This is a genomic window from Ruegeria sp. BH6 (genome assembly GCF_056538105.1).
Genome location: NZ_JBQFSR010000003.1, coordinates 373,519 through 393,067 on the forward strand (window position 1 = coordinate 373,519; position 19,549 = coordinate 393,067).

The 19,549-nt window shown below is 56.8% G+C and carries 19 protein-coding genes; 10 read left to right on the plus strand and 9 right to left on the minus strand.

Features of this window, described 5'->3' with window-relative positions; genetic code table 11:
* The first annotated feature begins 55 nt into the window (after positions 1-55).
* Positions 56-580, plus strand: a complete 525-nt coding sequence (locus ACR0B8_RS09940) for a hypothetical protein (RefSeq protein WP_170378974.1) — start codon at positions 56-58, stop codon at positions 578-580.
* A gap of 220 nt (positions 581-800) precedes the next feature.
* A complete protein-coding gene (locus ACR0B8_RS09945) occupies positions 801-2,486 on the plus strand; it encodes a tryptophan halogenase family protein (RefSeq protein ID WP_170414147.1) in 1,686 nt (561 codons plus the stop codon).
* A 187-nt stretch (positions 2,487-2,673) separates the two neighbouring features.
* On the opposite strand, the gene ACR0B8_RS09950 is transcribed toward ACR0B8_RS09945, so the two are convergent.
* Positions 2,674-4,137: a sulfatase family protein gene (locus tag ACR0B8_RS09950; RefSeq protein WP_480658296.1), complete on the minus strand. Its 1,464-nt coding sequence runs from the start codon at positions 4,135-4,137 to the stop codon at positions 2,674-2,676.
* A gap of 308 nt (positions 4,138-4,445) precedes the next feature.
* Between ACR0B8_RS09950 and rpsA the strand changes: the two genes are divergently transcribed.
* The 7 genes from rpsA (at position 4,446) to ACR0B8_RS09985 (ending at position 11,529) form a co-directional block, all read left to right on the plus strand.
* Positions 4,446-6,122: a 30S ribosomal protein S1 gene (gene rpsA / locus ACR0B8_RS09955; protein ID WP_010438032.1), complete on the plus strand. Its 1,677-nt coding sequence runs from the start codon at positions 4,446-4,448 to the stop codon at positions 6,120-6,122.
* 271 nt (positions 6,123-6,393) lie between these two features.
* Entirely contained in the window at positions 6,394-6,678 is a 285-nt protein-coding gene (ihfB, locus tag ACR0B8_RS09960) for an integration host factor subunit beta (RefSeq protein ID WP_037310872.1), read from the plus strand.
* A gap of 3 nt (positions 6,679-6,681) precedes the next feature.
* Positions 6,682-7,035 carry a lipopolysaccharide assembly protein LapA domain-containing protein gene (locus tag ACR0B8_RS09965; RefSeq protein ID WP_170362442.1) on the plus strand — a complete coding sequence of 118 codons (354 nt, stop codon included), beginning with the start codon at positions 6,682-6,684 and terminating at the stop codon, positions 7,033-7,035.
* Between the two features lie 9 nt (positions 7,036-7,044).
* Positions 7,045-7,686: a phosphoribosylanthranilate isomerase gene (locus ACR0B8_RS09970; RefSeq protein ID WP_170362441.1), complete on the plus strand. Its 642-nt coding sequence runs from the start codon at positions 7,045-7,047 to the stop codon at positions 7,684-7,686.
* Between the two features lie 47 nt (positions 7,687-7,733).
* On the plus strand, positions 7,734-8,069 hold the full coding sequence (locus tag ACR0B8_RS09975) for a hypothetical protein (RefSeq protein WP_170362440.1): 336 nt from the start codon (positions 7,734-7,736) through the stop codon (positions 8,067-8,069).
* A gap of 67 nt (positions 8,070-8,136) precedes the next feature.
* Positions 8,137-9,384, plus strand: coding sequence for a tryptophan synthase subunit beta (gene trpB / locus ACR0B8_RS09980; RefSeq protein ID WP_170362439.1), 1,248 nt, complete (start codon positions 8,137-8,139; stop codon positions 9,382-9,384).
* Between the two features lie 492 nt (positions 9,385-9,876).
* Positions 9,877-11,529 (plus strand): autotransporter domain-containing protein, encoded by a 1,653-nt coding sequence (locus tag ACR0B8_RS09985; protein ID WP_226688945.1) that lies wholly within the window; start codon positions 9,877-9,879, stop codon positions 11,527-11,529.
* A gap of 11 nt (positions 11,530-11,540) precedes the next feature.
* Here the strand turns inward: ACR0B8_RS09985 and ACR0B8_RS09990 are convergent, their stop codons facing one another.
* The 7 genes from ACR0B8_RS09990 to ACR0B8_RS10020 form a co-directional block, all read right to left on the minus strand.
* The gene (locus ACR0B8_RS09990; protein ID WP_170362437.1) at positions 11,541-11,915 is read right to left on the minus strand and encodes a DUF2237 family protein; all 375 of its coding nucleotides are present in this window, start codon (positions 11,913-11,915) and stop codon (positions 11,541-11,543) included.
* Positions 11,916-11,924: 9 nt separating this feature from the next.
* Complete coding sequence (locus tag ACR0B8_RS09995) at positions 11,925-13,088, minus strand: serine hydrolase domain-containing protein (protein WP_170362436.1); 1,164 nt, start codon at positions 13,086-13,088, stop codon at positions 11,925-11,927.
* A gap of 82 nt (positions 13,089-13,170) precedes the next feature.
* On the minus strand, positions 13,171-13,851 hold the full coding sequence (pth, locus tag ACR0B8_RS10000) for an aminoacyl-tRNA hydrolase (RefSeq protein WP_226688946.1): 681 nt from the start codon (positions 13,849-13,851) through the stop codon (positions 13,171-13,173).
* 138 nt (positions 13,852-13,989) lie between these two features.
* Positions 13,990-14,646, minus strand: coding sequence for a 50S ribosomal protein L25/general stress protein Ctc (locus tag ACR0B8_RS10005; protein ID WP_170351752.1), 657 nt, complete (start codon positions 14,644-14,646; stop codon positions 13,990-13,992).
* A 234-nt stretch (positions 14,647-14,880) separates the two neighbouring features.
* A complete protein-coding gene (locus ACR0B8_RS10010) occupies positions 14,881-16,047 on the minus strand; it encodes an alpha-hydroxy acid oxidase (protein WP_170362435.1) in 1,167 nt (388 codons plus the stop codon).
* Between the two features lie 138 nt (positions 16,048-16,185).
* Positions 16,186-16,977 (minus strand): tryptophan synthase subunit alpha, encoded by a 792-nt coding sequence (gene trpA, locus ACR0B8_RS10015; RefSeq protein WP_170362434.1) that lies wholly within the window; start codon positions 16,975-16,977, stop codon positions 16,186-16,188.
* A 79-nt stretch (positions 16,978-17,056) separates the two neighbouring features.
* Positions 17,057-17,542 carry an acyloxyacyl hydrolase gene (locus ACR0B8_RS10020; protein ID WP_170351749.1) on the minus strand — a complete coding sequence of 162 codons (486 nt, stop codon included), beginning with the start codon at positions 17,540-17,542 and terminating at the stop codon, positions 17,057-17,059.
* Positions 17,543-17,740: 198 nt separating this feature from the next.
* On the opposite strand from ACR0B8_RS10020, the gene ychF reads away from it, so the two are divergent.
* Complete coding sequence (gene ychF, locus ACR0B8_RS10025; protein ID WP_170351748.1) at positions 17,741-18,838, plus strand: redox-regulated ATPase YchF; 1,098 nt, start codon at positions 17,741-17,743, stop codon at positions 18,836-18,838.
* Between the two features lie 54 nt (positions 18,839-18,892).
* Here ychF and ACR0B8_RS10030 read toward each other — a convergent pair whose 3' ends face one another.
* A complete protein-coding gene (locus ACR0B8_RS10030) occupies positions 18,893-19,405 on the minus strand; it encodes an ester cyclase (protein WP_319003492.1) in 513 nt (170 codons plus the stop codon).
* Positions 19,406-19,549: the final 144 nt, after the last annotated feature.

Here is a 19,549-nt window from a genome sequence, read left to right on the forward strand (position 1 = left end):
GGTCAGGGTGCAGGCAGGTACCTATTGTAAGGGAGTAGCCTGCAGGAGAGATGCCATGATCCGACTAGCCCTAGTGTTGATTTTTCTGGCCGGAGGTCTGGCGGCCCAAGATGCGCCTGAGACCGAGCCACCGATGGACTATGAACGTCTGGGCAAGATCCTCTTTGCGCTTGATCCCGAGGCACAGCCGCAGGGGCCGGGCTTTGCTTTGACACTGTCGGATGTGCCTGTTCTGGTCGTCACGGATATCAGCACTGATCGCATGCGTGCGATGGTGGCAGTCCGCAGTGCTGATGAACTGTCAAAAGAGGAATTGCACCGAATGATGCAGGCCAATTTCGACACCGCTTTGGATGCGCGCTATGCGATTGCCAACGGAATCGTTTGGGCAACATTCATTCATCCGCTTTCGTCTTTGAAGAAGGATCAACTGATCTCTGGCTTGGCGCAGACAGTGAATATCGCTGCAACTTACGGCACGTCCTACACCGGAGGGGCGATTCAATTTGGTGGCGGTGACAGCAACGAATTGCAGCGACAATTGATCGAAGATCTTCTGAAGAAAGGTGAGGAGATTTGACGAGCGTTCAGGATTCGAGCCTGTGATGATACCTGCCCACCCCTCAGGTCTCAATCCTGTAGGATAGGTCTGAGTTTCCCAGTGTTATAGGCCCTAGCTGGACGCAATAAAGCTGTTATAGTCTTCGATACGCCATAAGGGAAAGCTGCGATCTAAGTCCAAAACACAAAAAATGGGCACGTAGCTATAATATCCCTTGAGCCAACAGGGACAAAAAAACATGAATAATCGTTTGCGCAAGATCACCATCGTCGGTGGCGGCACAGCAGGGTGGATGACCGCGCTGATACTGGAAATGGTGCTTTCACGCACGTCAGCGGAAAAGGATCGCCCTCGCATATGCCTGATCGAGAGCCCCAATATCGCGACAGTGGGTGTGGGCGAGGCGACAGTGCCGCGCATGCCGGTCACGCTCCGCCAGGCGGGTATTTCCGAGCGGGACTTTTTTCGCGAAACCAACGCGTCGTTCAAACTGGGTGTGAAGTTTTGCAACTGGAACAAGGACCGCAAAGGCAATCGCATCGATTATGTGAACCCCTTTGCGCATGGCCAATTGTTGGAAGGGTTGGAAACAGCCGAGTATTTCTTGCGCTTTGGCAATGGGGATCGGGATTTTACGCGGTCCATATCACCACATGATGATCTGGCTCGTCTGTGCAAAGGCGCACGGCAGTTGGGGCAGCCTGAATACGAACAGCGGTTTGGCTATGCGTATCATCTGGATGCTGTGAAATTTGCCGGCATGCTCACCAAAGTCTGCACCAAGCGCGGTGTAGAGCATATTCAAGATGAGGTGAAATCGGTCGAACTGGATGAACAGGGCAATGTCAGCCATCTGATGTTGGAACGCCAGGGCCGCCATGACATCGAGATGGTCATAGACTGTACAGGGTTCCGCGGCTTGATCATCAACCAAGCGCTTGGCGAACCGTTTATGGATTACTCGGACTATTTGCCAAATGATCGTGCCATGGCGTTGCAGATCGAGCATCCCAACCCAAAGAAGATTGAAAGCGTCACGCGCTCGACCGCTCTTGGCGCAGGTTGGACCTGGCGGGTGCCTCTCTATAACCGTGTGGGAACGGGTTATGTGTTCTCATCCGCGCATCGCACGGATGATCAGGCGGCGGATGAATACCTCAAATGGCTGGGTGACAGCGGCAAGGGCGCGACGCCGCGCGTGATCCCCATGCGCATTGGGCGTGTGCGCAATGCCTGGGTTAAGAACTGTTTGGCGATCGGCCTGTCCGGCGGGTTTATTGAACCGCTAGAGAGTACGGCGATACATATGGTCGATCATGCGGTGCGGTGGTTTGCGGAACACTTGCCCACGCGAGACATCGAGCCATCCTTGCGGACGCGGTATAACCGGCAGATGAATAAGCTTTATGATGAGGTTCTGGAGTTCATCTGTCTTCACTATCGATTGGGTAACCGCACTGACGATCAGTATTGGATCGATGCGCGGACAGAGATGAAAATACCGGATCGGTTAGCCGAAAACCTGGAGCTATGGCAGCATCGTCTGCCAATGGAACATGACATCGAATTTGCGACGTTGTTCAACTTTCGCGTTTACCAAACGGTTCTATTGGGTAAACAGGTTTATGATACCGGTTACGGGACCGGCATCCGTGATCGTCTGCGGCCACTAAAGCGACAGATTTGGTTCCAGGGCATGAAGACTGCGAAAGCGCATCTTGCGCAGATCCTCACAAAAATGCCGGATCACAAAATGCTGTTGCATGATATCCGAGGGGAGTTGCAGCGACCAGCATTCGGCAAGACAATGGCGACGAAGCCGACAGTTGCGATGCCGGGCGCGGCGCCATCATCCGTACCGATCCAAAACATGCCGAACTTTGCCGAAATACAAAGCGGCGCGAAGGATTTGCAACTGTTCTAGACCTTCTTTGCGTTCGCTACAGAGGGCGCTTGAGGTGAAACTGAGGGTGGAGTGTTATATTCTCTACCCTCAGAATGGCTCTTTGACGCTCTGGGCGCGCGATTGCTGCGGCACACGTCAGTTCGGGCGCGGTGACCTTCAGCGTGAGCTGATACGAGCTTCTCAAAAGAAGGCGAGGAATTCTGAACTAGAGCGCGGATCCTTCGCGCTGCTTTTCTTGCTCGGACGGGGTTGGAGTGTGGTTGAAGACGAATGCCGTTCGACAGGCTTCTTCTCCGCCCAGCTCGGCAATCTTCTTACGCTGATCCTCAAAGGCACACGCGTTGACCTCTTCGGGGTCACATATTTCGCGCAGACGGCGTTCGCCTTCGACCAACGCCGCTTGAACTTCGGGGTCGTTAACTCTGTCCGTGGCGCGATTGGTCTGTTCATTCGGGTCCGATGCAAGATCAAATAGTTGGGGGTCATGCCCAACGTAATAGACGTATTTCCACTTATCCCAGCGCACCATAAAGCTGCCGGTTTTTGACCCCCCGTCATGATATTCACTAAACCCGGTTCGGTTGGGATCATCCGGTGCCGTGGCCAGATCGATAAGCGAAACGCCCGGTTGATCGGTATTGCCTGCATCATCAGGAACACCGCAGACGTCCCGTGCGGTTGCTGCAATGTCTGTCAGGTTTGTACAGGTTGAGACTTGCTTGCCGTTGGGAATACCGGGTCCGGCGAGGATCATCGGAACCCCGGCGCTGGCCTCATACATCACCTGTTTGGTCCAGAACCCCTGATCGCCCATCATGTCGCCATGGTCTGAAACATAGACAATGACCGTATCTTCGGCCTGACCACTTTGGGCCAGAGCTGTCAGGATGCGCCCCACGCAATCGTCCATAAAGGATGTTAACCCGTAGTATGCGGCCTTGGCTTCGCGCATTTTTTGTTCATCAAAATAGTCATCGTAGTTGAAGAACGACGCAATGTTTTGCAGCTCTGCGTGATCAGGGAGGCCGTGGCCATAGCCCACCGGCAGGTCCATATCCGCGGGATCATAATGGTCGTACCATTCCTCGGGGCAAGTCAGCGGATAATGCGGGCTGACCAGGGACACAAAGGCGGCCCATGGTGCATCGTGACGTTTCGGATCGGTCAGCCATACCTCAGATGCGGCGGTAATATCCAGATCATAGTCGGTATAGGTGCTGGACCCGGTGCCGACATCACCCGCCAGTTCGGCGGCTGAATCATACGCGGGCGGGTTCTCGCGCAGCAGGCCGACGGCCCAACCAATTCCTCCGACGACATGCATGGGAAGTATTTCCTGCGAGAAACCGTTGTCATCCTCGGCCGAGCGAAAATGCAGCTTGCCGATCGAGACGACCTCGCGCCCCGTGTCTCGCAGTTGACGCATCCAACTGCGCGGATGCCCGGCATAGGGTGTCGCGCTGTCCCAGTGACCAGTGGTATGCACCCACTCTCCGGTAGCCAACGCGGCGCGGGTGGGAACGCACATTGGCGACGGTGTATAAGCCGAGGTGAACATCGTACCCCGCGCCGCCAAGGCGTCCAGATTGGGGGTTTTGACGATCGGGTGGCCAGCGCATCCCATCGCGTCCTTACGGTGTTCGTCGGAAATAATGACCAGAAAATTCAAATCGTCTGCTCCTTGATCGCTGGATTGAGCCTAGCATCGTTTCGCCGACGGAGGACTTCAACTTGCGACAACTGGGTCGCTTTCCGGCTTTGACTTGCAGTGCTTCAGCAGACTCGCTATAGAGCACGCGTCTGAACAAGGGCGGTCAACGTCCGGATGACGTATCTGAGCAGGGCCGGGTTACCTCGGCCCTTTGTGTTTGTGTAGTCAGATGCGCCCCGGATCACGCCTGAAGGCATCATGAAACAAGACCGGCGGAAACAACCGCTCGGCCAGTAAAAACGTTATGTAAAGGAAAACAACGCCACATGGCTAACGCATCCATGGAGGAATTCGAAGCCCTCCTGAACGAAAGCTTCGAAATGGACACACCCGAAGAGGGTTCTGTTGTCAAAGGCAAGGTTCTGGCGATCGAAGCCGGCCAAGCCATCATCGACGTAGGCTACAAAATGGAAGGCCGCGTTGATCTGAAAGAATTCGCAAATCCCGGCGAAGCCCCTGAAATCGCTGTAGGCGACGAGGTCGAAGTTTACCTGCGCGCCGCAGAAAACGCCCGTGGCGAAGCTGTCATCTCGCGCGAGATGGCCCGCCGTGAAGAGGCATGGGACCGTCTGGAAAAAGCATATGCCGACGACCAGCGCGTCGAAGGTGCAATCTTTGGTCGCGTCAAAGGTGGCTTCACCGTCGATCTGGGTGGCGCAGTTGCGTTCCTGCCCGGCTCGCAGGTTGACGTTCGCCCCGTGCGCGACGCTGGCCCGCTGATGGGTCTGAAACAGCCGTTCCAGATTCTGAAAATGGACCGCCGCCGTGGCAACATCGTTGTTTCGCGCCGCGCAATCCTGGAAGAATCGCGTGCCGAGCAGCGTGCCGAAGTTATCGGCAACCTGTCCGAAGGTCAGACCGTCGAGGGTGTCGTCAAGAACATCACCGAATACGGTGCATTTGTTGACCTGGGCGGCGTTGACGGCCTGCTGCACGTCACCGACATGGCATGGCGTCGTGTTAACCACCCGTCCGAGATCCTGACGATCGGCGAAACCATCAAGGTTCAGGTCATCAAGATCAACAAAGAGACCCACCGCATCAGCCTGGGTATGAAGCAGCTGCAGGAAGATCCGTGGGATCTGGTTGCCGCCAAGTACCCGCTGGGCTCGGTCCATCAGGGTCGCGTCACCAACATCACCGACTACGGCGCGTTCGTCGAGCTGGAAGCCGGTGTCGAAGGTCTGGTGCACGTGTCCGAGATGTCCTGGACCAAGAAAAACGTCCACCCCGGCAAGATCGTTTCGACCAGCCAGGAAGTCGACGTCATGGTTCTGGAAATCGACGGCGCCAAGCGTCGCGTGTCTCTGGGCCTGAAACAGACTCAGCGCAACCCATGGGAAGTGTTTGCAGAAACACACCCCGAGGGCACCGAGGTCGAAGGCGAAGTCAAGAACATCACCGAATTCGGTCTGTTCATTGGCCTCGAAGGCGACATCGACGGCATGGTTCACCTGTCGGACCTGTCCTGGGACGAGCGTGGCGAAGATGCGATCCAGAACTACCGCAAAGGCGACATGGTTTCAGCCGTTGTCTCGGAAGTTGACGTGGAAAAAGAGCGTATCTCGCTGTCGATCAAAGCCCTGGGCGGTGACAAGTTCGCCGAAGCCGTGGGCGGCGTGAAGCGTGGCTCGATCGTGACCGTCGAAGTGACCGCAATCGAAGATGGCGGCATCGAGGTGGAATACGAAGGCATGAAGTCCTTCATCCGCCGTTCGGACCTGAGCCGCGACCGTGCCGAACAGCGCCCCGAACGTTTCTCGGTTGGTGACAAGGTCGACGTCCGCGTCACCAACGTCGACAGCAAGACTCGTCGTCTGGGCCTGTCGATCAAAGCACGCGAGATCGCCGAAGAGAAAGAGGCCGTGGAACAGTACGGTTCCTCCGACTCGGGCGCATCGCTGGGCGATATCCTGGGTGCAGCGCTGAAATCGGGCGACTAAGCCCGGGCCTCAGCCTTAGCCGAATTTACGGCCCCGCGTATCCGCGCGGGGCCGTTTTTGTTGCGAATCAATATGTTCCAAAATTTGGGCTTATTCCGGGTGTCGTTCACGCTTTTGCGGTGAATTTCACGCTCGCAAGCAAAAAAACGCGTGACTTGGCGCGAAAATGAAGGCTTTGCACACAGAGTTTACGTTCCCCCGATCACGGTTTTTTCCTATACTGTCCAAATAAATAGAGATGGCTAACCGGTCGCCTGGGAGGGTAACGCTTATGATCCGTTCAGAACTGATTCAGAAAATCGCCGACGAAAACCCGCATCTGTATCAACGCGACGTCGAGCGGATCGTGAATACCGTGTTCGAGGAAGTGACGGATGCCATGGCACGCGGTGACCGCGTAGAGCTGCGTGGCTTTGGTGCCTTTTCGGTAAAACAGCGCGACGCGCGCGTTGGCCGCAATCCGCGCACCGGGGAAACTGTTCAGGTCGAAGAAAAATGTGTTCCATTTTTCAAAACTGGCAAGTTGCTTAGGGACCGATTGAACGGTAAAGCCTAGGGCATGATACGCTACCTTCGATATGCTTTTCTGGCGATCCTCGGGATCGTTCTCATCTCCGTCTCGCTGGCCAATCGCGAAACGGTTGAACTGACCCTGATGCCCGAAGCTTTTGCCGAGCTTTTGGGCTTTAACCTCAGCACGTCGCTGCCGCTGTTTGTCGTGGTGCTGGGCGGTGTGGTTGCGGGCCTGATCATCGGTTTCCTGTGGGAATGGCTGCGCGAGCATAAGCATCGCCGCGATGCGTCCACAAAGAAAAGCGAAGTGCGCAAGCTTGAGCGTGAAGTCAAGAAGCTCAAGAAAAAGCAGAACGAAGGGCAAGACGAAGTTCTGGCGCTTTTGGACGAGGCCAGCTGAGGCCCTTTTATGTCTGATGTATCCGTCAAAATCTGCGGTCTGACCGCCCCTGATCATGTGCGCGCAGCGGTGGATGCTGGCGCACGCTATGTCGGGTTTGTCTTCTTTCCCAAATCGCCCCGCCATCTTGAGATTCCAGCCGCCGCAGAACTGGCCCATTTGGCGCCCGCCGGGGTTGCCAAGGTCGCGCTGACGGTGAATGCGACGGATGAGGAGTTGGACCGGATCGTCGCCAATGTACCGCTGGACATGTTGCAACTGCACGGCAAGGAAAGCCCGGATCGGGTGGCCGAGGTTCGCGACCGTTTTGGTTTGCCGGTGATGAAGGCAATCGGCGTGGCCGAGGCAGAAGACCTTGCTGCGATTGATCTCTATTCCGAAGTTGCCGACCAGCTGCTGATCGACGCAAAGCCGCCACGTAACGCGGAACTGCCGGGTGGCAATGGTCTGGCGTTTGACTGGCGTTTGTTGGCGGGACGCAAATACTGGCAACGTCCGTGGATGCTGGCCGGGGGGCTGACGCCCGAGAACGTCGCCGAGGCGATCCGCATGACCGGTGCGCGACAGGTGGATGTCTCGTCAGGAGTCGAAGGTGCACCCGGCGTCAAGGATTCGGCATTGGTCCGGGCCTTTATCGACGCGACCCGGTGATCTGATCGGCAAACACCTGCGTATCCCCGATAGGGGAGGACGTAATCATGCTGGCGGCGATCGGCGGAGTTTCATTGAAACGATGGTACTATGGGCCAGAGTTCTTCTGGCGCGCCCGTCAGGCATTGCTACAAGCGCGCGGTGACCCCTTGTGCCTGCATGCTGGCGTGTTCCCACACCAGGGGCTGTATTTCTCGCTAAGCGTCTGGCACGACCTCGAAGCCATGTTAACCTTTGCCCAGTCGGGTCCCCACCGCCAGGTCGTTCTAGCGGCCAATCGACTGGCAGATATGAATCAGTTCTATCACTTTCCCTGTATTGCCGTGCCCAGCAACCAGCAGGCGTTACAGGTTTGGGCACAGCATGTTCAAGCGGCGGAATGATACGTTTTGCCATGGCAAATCCTGTCGTCACCTCCTATGAACAACGGGTACGACGAGGGAGACACCCATGGCCAACGATCTTTTCAATTCCTTCATGTCCGGTCCCGACGAACAGGGCCGTTTCGGCATATTCGGCGGGCGGTTCGTCAGCGAAACGCTGATGCCTCTGATCCTGTCGCTGGAAGAGGAATATGAAAAGGCCAAGGACGATCCCACCTTCTGGGCTGAGATGGACGACCTGTGGGCGAATTATGTGGGCCGCCCGTCACCGCTGTATTTCGCGGAACGCCTGACCGAGCATCTGGGCGGTGCGAAAATCTACCTGAAACGCGATGAGCTGAACCACACCGGCGCGCATAAGATCAACAACGTTCTGGGCCAGATCATTCTGGCGCGGCGCATGGGCAAGACCCGGATCATTGCGGAAACCGGGGCAGGGCAGCACGGCGTGGCTACCGCCACCGTCTGCGCCAAGTTCGGTCTGAAATGTGTGGTCTACATGGGCGCGCATGACGTGCAGCGTCAGGCGCCGAATGTGTTCCGCATGCGCTTGCTGGGGGCCGAGGTGATACCGGTGACCTCTGGCCGTGGGACACTGAAAGACGCGATGAACGACGCGCTGCGCGACTGGGTAACCAATGTCCGCGACACGTTCTATTGCATCGGCACCGTCGCTGGTCCGCACCCGTACCCGGCGATGGTCCGGGATTTCCAGTCGATCATTGGCAAGGAAGCCAAGGAACAGATGATGAAGGCCGAAGGTCGTCTGCCCGACACGATCATTGCCGCCATTGGTGGTGGATCGAACGCAATGGGCCTGTTTTACCCGTTCCTCGACGACAAAGACGTCAACATCATTGGCGTTGAGGCTGGCGGCAAAGGCGTGAACGAGAAAATGGAGCACTGCGCCTCGCTGACCGGCGGGCGTCCGGGCGTTTTGCACGGCAATCGCACCTATTTGCTGCAGGATGATGACGGGCAGATTCTGGAAGGCTATTCAATCTCGGCCGGTTTAGATTACCCCGGTATCGGACCCGAGCATTCTTGGCTGCACGACATTGGCCGGGCGAACTATGTCTCGATCACTGACAAAGAGGCACTGGAAGCGTTCCAGCTGTGCTGCGCGACCGAGGGCATCATCCCGGCGCTGGAACCTTGTCATGCGCTGGCGCATGTCATGAAAATTGCACCCGACCTGCCAAGGGATCATCTAATCTGCATGAACATGTGCGGGCGGGGCGACAAGGACGTGCAGACAGTGGCCAGATATCTGAACTTTGACATGTCCGATACTGAGGGTCGTGAAATCGACTGATCCGGCGGCACCGGTTCCCGGTGCTATGTAAGCTGCAGGCGGCAACCCGAGGAATCGGTTGCCGCCTTGTTCTTGCGCCGGGGTTGAGTTTCCCTTCAGCGTTCAGTTGCGGACTTTTCTGCGGACTGTTGCGATAATGTACGCAATCACGGTCGAAACATGGTGTTTCGAATTACATAGACAGCCCTCCCGCAAGGGCAGGTTCGCGCCGGTTCAGACGGTTTGACCTATAAAAACTTGGCGGTATCGCGCAGGCCTGCGCTTGCACGATCATGGCCGGTACTGCGGCGTTTTATCTGCACCCACTGGTTGAATCACGCACCCTTCTATACAGCGCTTTTGAATTTAATTAACGTTCCGTTAACCGGCTGTTCTCACCAGCCGGATCAGGGGAGTTTCCATTTTGATGGAGCGCAAACTGTTGCTGTTCGGGGACCGCGTAACCCGAGCGCCCCGGTGTGTGGCATCTGATCGGTGCAGTAGGAGGTATGAATGTTCTGGTCCGTTATGCGCAGGTTTCTGTACCTGTTCTGTGTGATTGCTGCTGGCGTAATGGGCAGCGGCAAGCAGGCTTCGGCCCTTGATGGCTTTATCCCGTTCACCCCTATTCTAACGCCAGGCGGCGGCCCTGCGGCGGTCAGCAACAACTCGGGCATCTCGACCGCGTTCATCTCACTGGGTGCCCCCGGCGCGTTTCCGGGCGGGTCGTTCTATTTCAACAATGCAAGCACGCCGGGCGCTGCGGTAACTCCGGGGGTTTTGACGAGTCTTGGCTACCTGGACCCCACGATTATCAGCCAGAACGGCGCGGATTCGACCTATGCAGCGGACGATTACATCGGGATCGTTTTCACTGCACGCGAGACGATCGGAGGCCCGCTGTTCCAATATGAATTCGCGCTGTCCGGGGTCACGAGCACACAGTTCATCAACACCCGGGTCGTCGTGGACACGACGCAGCCAACGGCGACGATCGGACCACTAACCCCGACCGGAAGCGGGACGTTTGAGGCCACGATTACCCTAAACGAACCCAGCACGGATTTCACCGCAAGCGATCTTTCCGTCACAAATGCGACCGCCATCCTGACCGGATCGGGCTCGAATTATGTGGCGACGCTGCCGCCCCAGAACAACGGGACCATCGAACTTTTTGTCCCGGCGGGCGTTTTCACCGATGCTGCTGGCAACACGAACCTGGCGTCCAACACGGTCAGCACGGTGCAGGCGGTGGTGAACACGCAGCAACTGATCCAGGCGTTTAAGAACGCTCGGGCCAACAGCCTTGTGACCAACCAGCCCGAACTGACCCGGTTCTTGCAGAGCCCGGGCTCCGGTGCGTTTGAAACCACAGTGACGCGAGGGGCCGGTTATCTGAACTTTGCCAGTGATCCGTCATTTCCTGTTTGGTTCAACCTGACAGGCAACTGGAGTTCGCAGGACGATTTCGATACCTCTTATGCGCTTGCGGTATTGGGCACGCATCGGCGTATCAATCAGAACCTGCTGATCGGTGCGATGTTACAGATTGACTATGCCGAGACAGATAACGGCGCCTCCAGCGTGGATGGAACCGGCTGGCTGGTCGGGCCTTACGTGGTCGCAAAACTTCCCAGCCAGCCCGTGTTTTTCGAAGGCAGAGTGCTCTATGGACAAGCCGACAATGACATTTCGCCTTTTGGCACGTATCAGGACAGCTTCGACAGCGACCGCTGGCTTGTGCAGTCCCGCGTGACCGGCGAGTTGCAGCGGGGCGATCTGACGCTGATGCCGTTGCTCGATGTCAGCTATGCCAGCGACGATCAGGAGGCGTACACAGACAGCCTCGGGAACCGGATCCCGCAGCAGGATTTCAGCCTGACCACCGCACGGCTTGGTATGGATTTCAGCCATCCGATTGCCGTGAAGCGCGGGCAGATGATGCTTACCGGCGGCCTGTCGGGGATTTGGAGCAGCACGTCAGGCACGGGAACCGCGCCGGGCGTCACCCCAATCGGCGACACAGCACGCGGGCGCGTCGATCTGGGCTTTGACTATCGGTTGGAAAACACCAGCTCGCTGGCGGCTGATCTGTTCTACGACGGTATCGGCGAAAGCGGCTTTGAAAGTTATTCGGTCAGCCTGACCTGGCAGATGGCCTTCTGATCGGGAGGCTCTCAGCCTTCCGCCGCTTGCTGGCGCAACAGCTTTAGCGGAACGATCTCCAGCGCGCGTTGATGTGTGGCTTCCAGATGCACCTTGGGCGCGCAACCTTCGTCATGGGCCTGCAGGAAGCGCGCGGCGCACAGGCACCAACTGTCACCGGGGTTCAGACCCGGAAAGTTGAACTCCGGGCGCGGGGTGCTCAGGTCGTTTCCAACGTATTTCGAAAAGGCCAGAAACTCGGCCGTCATCACCGCGCAAACCGTGTGGCTGCCCTGATCTTCGGGGCAGGTATTGCAGGCCCCGTCCCGAAAGAAACCAGTCAGCGGATCACGGGAACAGGGGCTGAGAACGCCGCCCAATACATTGATACTGTCTTGTTTTTGCATAGGACCACCTTACAGGCTTTGGGCGATCTTGCGGAACATTTCTATGTTTGCTTCGTTGATGCCGGGATCGCGGAACTGGCGATCTGCGCCGGTTGTGACGATCAGCACGCCGCGCGGCTGGTCGAAATAGATGTACTGGCCGTACACACCACGGGCCAGAAATTCACCTTCATGCGCGCCAAGGGGAATCCACCACTGATAACCATAGCCGATCTTGCCGGGCGCAGTCGGTGCGCTGGGCAGGACGGATTCGGTGATCCAGTCAGCCGGGACCAGTTGCTGGCCGTCATGGACGCCATTTTGCAGGATCATCTGACCAAAGCGTGCGAAATCGCGCGTGGTGAAGTTCAATCCACCTAACACAAAAGCAACTCCGGCACCGTCAGTCACGTAATAGCCGTCGTGTTCCAGGCCCAAGGGCTGAATGATCTTTTCGACCAGCAAATCTGTCACACTGCGCCCCGTGGCCCCGCGGATGACCATTCCAATCACATGGGTATCGATCGACACGTATTGCCAGGTCTCGCCCGGCGTGGCGAACGTATCCTGCAGTGAGGCCGCGAAATCGTCCAACTCTCCGCCCAAGGCGATGACACGACCCATTCGGTTGATGTCCGAATTGGGGTCGAAATAATCCTCATCGAAAGTAACTCCGCTGGCCATGTTCAGCACATTGCGGATCGTCGCGCCGTCATAGGCGGTGCCCTCCAACTGCGGCGCATATTTCACCACGGGATCGTCCAGCGAGTCGATTGCACCCTCGGCCAACAGGATGCCGAAAAGCGCAGACAGATAGCTTTTAGCCACCGACCACGAAATCCGGCGATCCTCGGGCGTGGTGCCCAGATAGTATTCTTCGAACCGGATTTGCCCGTCCTGCATCACCAGAAGAGAGGTGACAGCGCGATCTTCGATCCACGCATCGGTATCCTCGGGCAGATCAAAGCCGGGTCCATAAGACAATTCCCAGGTCGGCCCGTCGCCACGAGGCAAGTCGACCGTCAGGAAAGCGTCGTTCATATGAGAGAAGTTGTGAACGATCTTTTCCTCGGAAAACAACGAGTTCACGGCCATAAGGCGTTGCAGTTCTTCGCGTTTCCAGAACCCGACAACGACCGCTGCCAGCACCAGCATCAACACGATGCGCAGCACCCATTTCAACATAGATCTCATATGTCGCCTCCCCGATCCATGCTGCATTGGAACGCGCCAAAAGCCGTTGTGCAATTGGGACGTTGCGGCAAGGTCACCCGTCTTATTTGAACTTGTCCAGTAGCTTCTGCATGGCCGAGCGCGTATCGACCTCTGGTTTTGCAGCAGGTTTGGCGGTTGCTTTGGGCGCCTCGGCCGGTGACTTTGACGACCGGGGCGGGGCTGTGCGTAGGGCGACGGCGTTCATGAACTTGCCGCCATCCCCGTCGGCCAGATAGCCTGCACCGTCCGACACGCCGCGCAACACGTCGTCAAGCCAGTCCGCGTCGGCCTTGGCAAAGTCGCCCAGGACGTAAGGAGAGACCATTTCCTTCCGGCCCGGATGCCCGATCCCCAGCCGTACTCGATCATAGGCGGGGCTGATATGTTCGTGGATTGAACGTAGCCCGTTGTGCCCGGCATGCCCGCCGCCCGCCTTGACGCGCACCTTGCCGGGGGCGAGGTCCAGCTCATCATGAAAGATCGTCACATCGGTCGAGTCGAGCTTGTAAAACCGCATCGCCTCACCCACTGACTGACCAGAACGGTTCATGAAAGTCTGCGGTTTGATCAGCAGTACCTTTTCGCCGCCTAACCGACCTTCGGAGATCTCGGCCTGAAACTTGGATTTCCACGGGCCAAAGCGGTGATCCTCGGCAATGCGATCAACAGCCATAAAGCCGATATTGTGCCGGTTGCGGGCGTATTTAGACCCCGGGTTCCCCAATCCGACAAACAATTTCATAGTCTCGTCCTTGTGCATTGCAACATGTGCAGGTGGTTGATGACACGGAATGCCACCGGTTTTCCAGCCCATGTGCGCCAAAAGAAAACGGGGCCCGATCAAGGCCCCGTTTCCAAATCCGAATTGTTGGGTCCGGACTTATTCTTCTGCTTCTTCCTGGCCGACGACTTCAACTTCGTCAACTGCCACTTCTTCGCCTTCTTCCTCATCGTCGTCGGTCGCCAGACCGGTCGGTGCCGAAACGTTCGCAATCACGAAGTCACGGTCGATGGTCGGCTTAGTGCCTGCGGGCAGGTCCACGGCCGAGATGGTGACAACGTCGTTGATCTCCATGCCGGTTACATCGACGATGATCTTCTCAGGAATGTCACCTGCGGTACACATCAGTTCGACTTCCGGACGGACAACGGTCAGAACGCCGCCCTTTTTGATGCCGGGTGCTTCTTCTTCGTTGATGAACTCAACTGGGATGAACAGCGCGATCTTAGTGGTCCGACGCAGGCGCATCAGGTCCAGGTGGGTCGGCAGGTCTTTGACAACGTCACGCTGAACGTCGCGGCAGATGACACGAACGTCTTCGTGGCCTTCAACCTTCAGGTTCCACAGGGTCGACTTGAACCGGCCTGCTTTCAGGCGCTTGAACAGGACGTTGAACGGGATCTGAATCGGCAGCGGCTCTTTATCGCCACCAAAAACAATGCCCGGAACCATGCCGTCGCGGCGTGCTTGACGAGCGGCGCCCTTGCCTGTCCCCGTCCGTTCCAGAGCTACGAGATCAGGAATCTCTCCAGCCATGATAAATTCTCCAATGTTAGGGCGGGCATCCTCCAAGGCTGTATGCCCGCGTGAAGCCGCGTCCTTATCTCGATTCAATGGGTTTGGAAAGGTATTTTTGAAGGATAGTTTGAATGAACTATGGAAGGATAGTTTAAATGTACTTTGGAAGGATAAAATTTGGTCTTTGGAAGGATAGTTTTGAGCTTTTTTGAAGGATAAATTTTTACGAGGCTCTGCCTTCTTTTCGACCAGTTAAGTTTGCCAGCGACCGCCAAAATCCTCGGGAACCAGCAGGTTGTGACGTCCCAGATCGCCCACGTTGCGTTCGCCACACAGCGCCATGGTTGTGTCGAGTTCCTTCTGAATGACGTCCAGCGCAGTAGTCACGCCTTTCTGTCCCATTGCCCCCAAACCGTAGACGTAAGCGCGACCGACATAGGTGCCCTTAGCCCCCAGTGCCAACGCCTTCAGCACATCCTGACCAGATCGGATGCCGCTATCCATGTGGACCTCGATGTCACCGCCGACGGCATCCATGATCTGCGGCAGCATGCGAATAGAGCTGAGCGCACCGTCCAACTGACGCCCGCCGTGATTTGAGACGATAATGGCATCGGCCCCCAGTTTCGCGGCCATTTTGGCGTCTTCGGCATCCAGAATACCCTTGAGGATGACCTTGCCGCCCCATTGCTTCATCAGCTTTTCGACCTTGGCCCAGTCGAGGCTGGGGTCGAACTGTTCAGCCGTCCACGCACCTAGGGACGACGCATCCGAGATACCCTCGACATGGCCGACGATATTACCAAACTCGCGCCGTTTCGCCCCCAGCATTTCGATGCCCCAGGACCACTTGGTCATCAGGTTCGCAATCGTTTTCGCGGTCAGTTTTGGCGGTGCAGACAGGCCGTTTTTCAAATCCTTGTGCCGTTGGCCCAGAATCTGCAAATCCAGCGTGATGACCAGGGCCGAGCATTTCGCATCTTTGGCCCGTTGGATCAGGCGGCTGACATAGTCCTGATCCTTCATCGTATAAAGCTGAAACCAGAACGGTTTTGACGTGTGCTCGGCCACATCCTCGATTGAATTAATCGACATGGTAGACAGGGTAAAAGGCACACCGAATTCCTCGGCGGCTTTGGCGGCCTTCATTTCGCCATCCGCGTGTTGCATGCCCGTTAAGCCAACCGGTGCCAGCGCGACCGGCATCGCCACATCTTCACCGATCATCTGCGAAGCGGTGGATCGTCCCGCCATATCCACGGCCACCCGTTGACGCAGGCGGATATCCGAGAAATCCGAACTGTTGTCGCGAAACGTTTGTTCGGTCCAACTACCGCTTTCGGCATAGTCGTAGAACATCCGAGGCACCCGTCGTTCATAGATACGTCGAAGATCTTCGATAGTGGTGATTATGGGCATGAGGCAGCGCCTTTGATTGGTCGGTCAGGTAGTTCTACTGGCGCAACATCAAGGGCGCAATTGGCTGAGGCGCGAAAAAAACCACAGCAGGCCGGAGGCTTGCTGCGGTTTTGTTTATTGGATCTTGTGATTGGTCGATCAGGCCGAATGGGCGCCGTCGGATAGTGTTTTTACAAAGTCCAGAACCTCGGCCACGGGCTTTCCTGCTCCGATCTGGCTGACAATGGCCGAGCCGACAACCGCGCCGTCGGCAACGCTGGCGATGGCCTTGGATTTCTCGGGTGTGTTGATGCCAAAGCCCACGATCACGGGCAGGTCGGTCGCGGATTTGATCCGGGCCACTTCGGGGCCGACATTCGTGGCTTGCGCTTCGGCTGCGCCGGTGATGCCGGTGATCGAGACGTAATAGACAAAGCCGGAAGTGTTCTGCAGAACGCGGGGCAGGCGTTTGTCATCGGTGGTCGGCGTCGCCAGGCGGATAAAATTCAGACCGGCGGCCTGGGCCGGCAGGCACAGTTCCTCATCTTCTTCCGGCGGCAGGTCGACGACAATCAGACCGTCGATACCGGCAGCTTGCGCATCGGCCAGAAAGGTGTCTACGCCGCGGCTATAAATTGGATTGAAATAGCCCATCAGAACAATCGGGGTGGTGTCGTCGGTTTCACGGAAGGCGCGGGCCAGATCCAGTGTCCGCTGCAAAGTCATCCCACTGTCCAATGCCCGTTGCCCTGCGGCCTGAATGGTCGGGCCATCCGCCATGGGATCGGTGAACGGCAAGCCCAGCTCAATCACATCCACACCAGCGCCCGGCAGGCCCTTGACCACCTCAAGCGAAGTTTCATAGTCGGGGTCCCCCGCCATAATATAGGCGACAAAAGCCTTTTTCCCTTCGGCCTTCAGGGCGGCGAACTTGGCGTCGATACGGGTCATCGGATGTCCTTGCAGTCAGGTTTGGACCTGATGTGCAGAAACTTTGCGCGAAAATCAATCCCGGTCCCGCGGGATACCGTCAGAATGCGAAATGATATCGCACCAGCGCCGAATTAACACCCGGGTTGTCATCCTGTGTGCTGGCATTGGATTTGTGGGTGATTGCCAAGGACACTTTGTTACCACTTTCTAAGGTGTATCCGAGACCCAACAGGGTGCGAATCTGGAACTCTCCCCCAAGATCGTTGCGGCCTTCGCCCTCTGAGAAATACCCCGGCATGACACTGCCTTCGACGAACCAACGCTCGGCAAACCCGTAGGTTCCGATCAGGCCGATACCGATATGAATATCACCTGCGGTATCCACAGTCAGGGCACTACCCCATGAAGCGGCAAAACGGGAGGCCTCGTGAAAGGGGCGATGCTGATACTCGAGCGCGAACACAGCCTCGTCCTCGGATTGGCTATCCGAGAAATCTGAAAATCCTGCGCCAAAGACAAGGGATTGAGCTTGCGCTGCTGGCGCGGCCAAAAGCAGCGCGAAAATTGCAGAGGTAAACTTCATATTACACATTCACTATATGTTTGTTTGCAACACCTTACGTGGTGATCTTAGTGTGCCAATTTCAATCCGGGCAAGTTCACGAATGACGAACGATTTCGTGATGTTGTAAATTGGTCTTTTCCTCGTTTCCGCAGTCTGGCTTGCGCATTGATCCGGACCTGCATAGAAGCACCCCTCGAATGGCATCAGGAGGCCGCTATGGGTTTTAAAATGGGAATCGTGGGTCTGCCGAATGTGGGCAAGTCGACCCTCTTTAACGCGCTGACCAAAACCGCAGCCGCTCAGGCAGCAAATTTCCCGTTCTGTACCATTGAGCCCAATGTGGGGGACGTGGCCGTGCCTGATGACCGGTTGGACAAGCTGGCGGCGATTGCCAGCTCTAAGCAGATCATCCCAACACGGATGACCTTTGTGGACATCGCTGGTCTGGTTAAAGGCGCGTCCAAGGGTGAAGGGCTGGGCAACCAGTTTTTGGCCAATATCCGCGAGACCGACGCCATCGCCCATGTGCTACGCTGTTTCGAAGATGGTGACGTGACCCATGTGGACGGCCGCGTCGACCCCGTGGCCGATGCCGACACGATCGAGACGGAACTGATGCTGGCCGATCTGGAAAGCATCGAAAAGCGGCGCGCCAATCTGGTGCGCAAGCTGAAAGGCAACGACAAGGAAGCACAGCAGCAGGAACGCTTGCTGGCCGAGGCGCAGGCGATGCTGGAAAATGGCAAACCCGCGCGTCTGGTTGAGGTCTCGGACGAAGACGCCAAAGCGTGGAAGATGTTGCAACTGCTGACCACCAAACCAGTGCTATACGTTTGCAACGTGTCCGAAGAAGAAGCAGCTGACGGCAATGAATACTCTGCGAAAGTCGCCGAGATGGCCGCGGCGCAAGGCAATGCCCATGTCATCATCAGCGCCAAGATCGAAGAAGAGATCAGCCTGTTGGAAGAAGACGAAGCGCAGATGTTCCTGGAGGAGATGGGTTTGGAGGAACCCGGCCTCGACCGTCTGATCAAAGCTGGTTACGACCTGTTGAAGCTTGAGACTTATTTCACCGTCGGCCCGAAAGAGGCCCGCGCCTGGACCATCCGCACGGGCACCGCCGCACCACAGGCTGCTGGTGTGATCCATGGCGATTTCGAAAAAGGCTTTATCCGCGCCGAGACCATCGCTTATGACGACTTTATCTCGGCAAAAGGCGAACAGGGCGCGAAAGAGGCCGGCAAGATGCGGGCTGAGGGCAAGGGCTACATCGTCAAGGACGGCGATGTGATGCACTTTTTGTTCAATACCTAAGAGGTCTCTGTGTGCCCGGTCCATAAGGGACTGGGTGCATTTTAGACGCCGGGGTTAGTTTCCGGGTTCCAGTTCCTGCCGTTGGGTGAAATAGTCCCAGACAACCCAGCTTTCCGCGATCTTTCCATCGGCGATCCGGTCGATCTGAACGCCGGTCCAGTTTACTGGCCGGTTAGTCGCGGGCACACCAAGGTATGCGCCTTTCTGGGTCCCAAAAAAGCGCCAATGGGTGGATACCCGGTCGCCTTCGGCGATCTGCCCAAAAATCTCGACCTTTAAATCAGGAAAGGCTTTGTGGTTTGCCTCGACAATGTCGGTCCAGGTGGCCAAATCGACGCTTCCGGTTCCACCGGTTGCTAATGGAGCCTGATGGTTTTGATACTCGTCAGCGAAAATTGATCGGTCAATAGTGGAATTCGCAGCCCACATTTCAACAGCCTGTCGTGACAGATTTTTTGCTGCGGAGTTATCATTCTGTTGAGCCATCACGTTTCCTCCTGCCGCAATTGTCAGTAGTATTGTTAACGTCAAAATACGCCCTGCCAAGCCGGTGAGCTGTCTGGTCATTGGCTTCCTCCGTCAGTCATGTCGACACCAGTTTACGATAGCGCGCGCCAGGCCATTGCGGAAAGTGCCGTCTGCGGGTCGCCGGATCGCAACTTGTGCTTTCACCGGGCCGCAAACACGTTACTCTGCGCTTCTGATCTTAAG

What these genes read in the sequence shown, in the direction of transcription:
- ACR0B8_RS09995 (WP_170362436.1), bottom strand. Translation starts at nt 13,088, where the DNA reads ATGAGATCTATGTTGAAATGGGTGCTGCGCATCGTGTTGATGCTGGTG.
- rpsA (WP_010438032.1), top strand. Translation starts at nt 4,446, where the DNA reads ATGGCTAACGCATCCATGGAGGAATTCGAAGCCCTCCTGAACGAAAGC.
- ACR0B8_RS09985 (WP_226688945.1), top strand. Translation starts at nt 9,877, where the DNA reads ATGTTCTGGTCCGTTATGCGCAGGTTTCTGTACCTGTTCTGTGTGATT.
- pth (WP_226688946.1), bottom strand. Translation starts at nt 13,851, where the DNA reads ATGAAATTGTTTGTCGGATTGGGGAACCCGGGGTCTAAATACGCCCGC.
- trpA (WP_170362434.1), bottom strand. Translation starts at nt 16,977, where the DNA reads ATGACCCGTATCGACGCCAAGTTCGCCGCCCTGAAGGCCGAAGGGAAA.
- ACR0B8_RS09965 (WP_170362442.1), top strand. Translation starts at nt 6,682, where the DNA reads ATGATACGCTACCTTCGATATGCTTTTCTGGCGATCCTCGGGATCGTT.
- ACR0B8_RS09945 (WP_170414147.1), top strand. Translation starts at nt 801, where the DNA reads ATGAATAATCGTTTGCGCAAGATCACCATCGTCGGTGGCGGCACAGCA.
- ACR0B8_RS09940 (WP_170378974.1), top strand. Translation starts at nt 56, where the DNA reads ATGATCCGACTAGCCCTAGTGTTGATTTTTCTGGCCGGAGGTCTGGCG.
- ACR0B8_RS10005 (WP_170351752.1), bottom strand. Translation starts at nt 14,646, where the DNA reads ATGGCTGGAGAGATTCCTGATCTCGTAGCTCTGGAACGGACGGGGACA.
- ychF (WP_170351748.1), top strand. Translation starts at nt 17,741, where the DNA reads ATGGGTTTTAAAATGGGAATCGTGGGTCTGCCGAATGTGGGCAAGTCG.
- ACR0B8_RS10030 (WP_319003492.1), bottom strand. Translation starts at nt 19,405, where the DNA reads ATGACCAGACAGCTCACCGGCTTGGCAGGGCGTATTTTGACGTTAACA.
- ihfB (WP_037310872.1), top strand. Translation starts at nt 6,394, where the DNA reads ATGATCCGTTCAGAACTGATTCAGAAAATCGCCGACGAAAACCCGCAT.
- ACR0B8_RS09970 (WP_170362441.1), top strand. Translation starts at nt 7,045, where the DNA reads ATGTCTGATGTATCCGTCAAAATCTGCGGTCTGACCGCCCCTGATCAT.
- ACR0B8_RS09975 (WP_170362440.1), top strand. Translation starts at nt 7,734, where the DNA reads ATGCTGGCGGCGATCGGCGGAGTTTCATTGAAACGATGGTACTATGGG.
- ACR0B8_RS10020 (WP_170351749.1), bottom strand. Translation starts at nt 17,542, where the DNA reads ATGAAGTTTACCTCTGCAATTTTCGCGCTGCTTTTGGCCGCGCCAGCA.
- trpB (WP_170362439.1), top strand. Translation starts at nt 8,137, where the DNA reads ATGGCCAACGATCTTTTCAATTCCTTCATGTCCGGTCCCGACGAACAG.
- ACR0B8_RS09990 (WP_170362437.1), bottom strand. Translation starts at nt 11,915, where the DNA reads ATGCAAAAACAAGACAGTATCAATGTATTGGGCGGCGTTCTCAGCCCC.
- ACR0B8_RS10010 (WP_170362435.1), bottom strand. Translation starts at nt 16,047, where the DNA reads ATGCCCATAATCACCACTATCGAAGATCTTCGACGTATCTATGAACGA.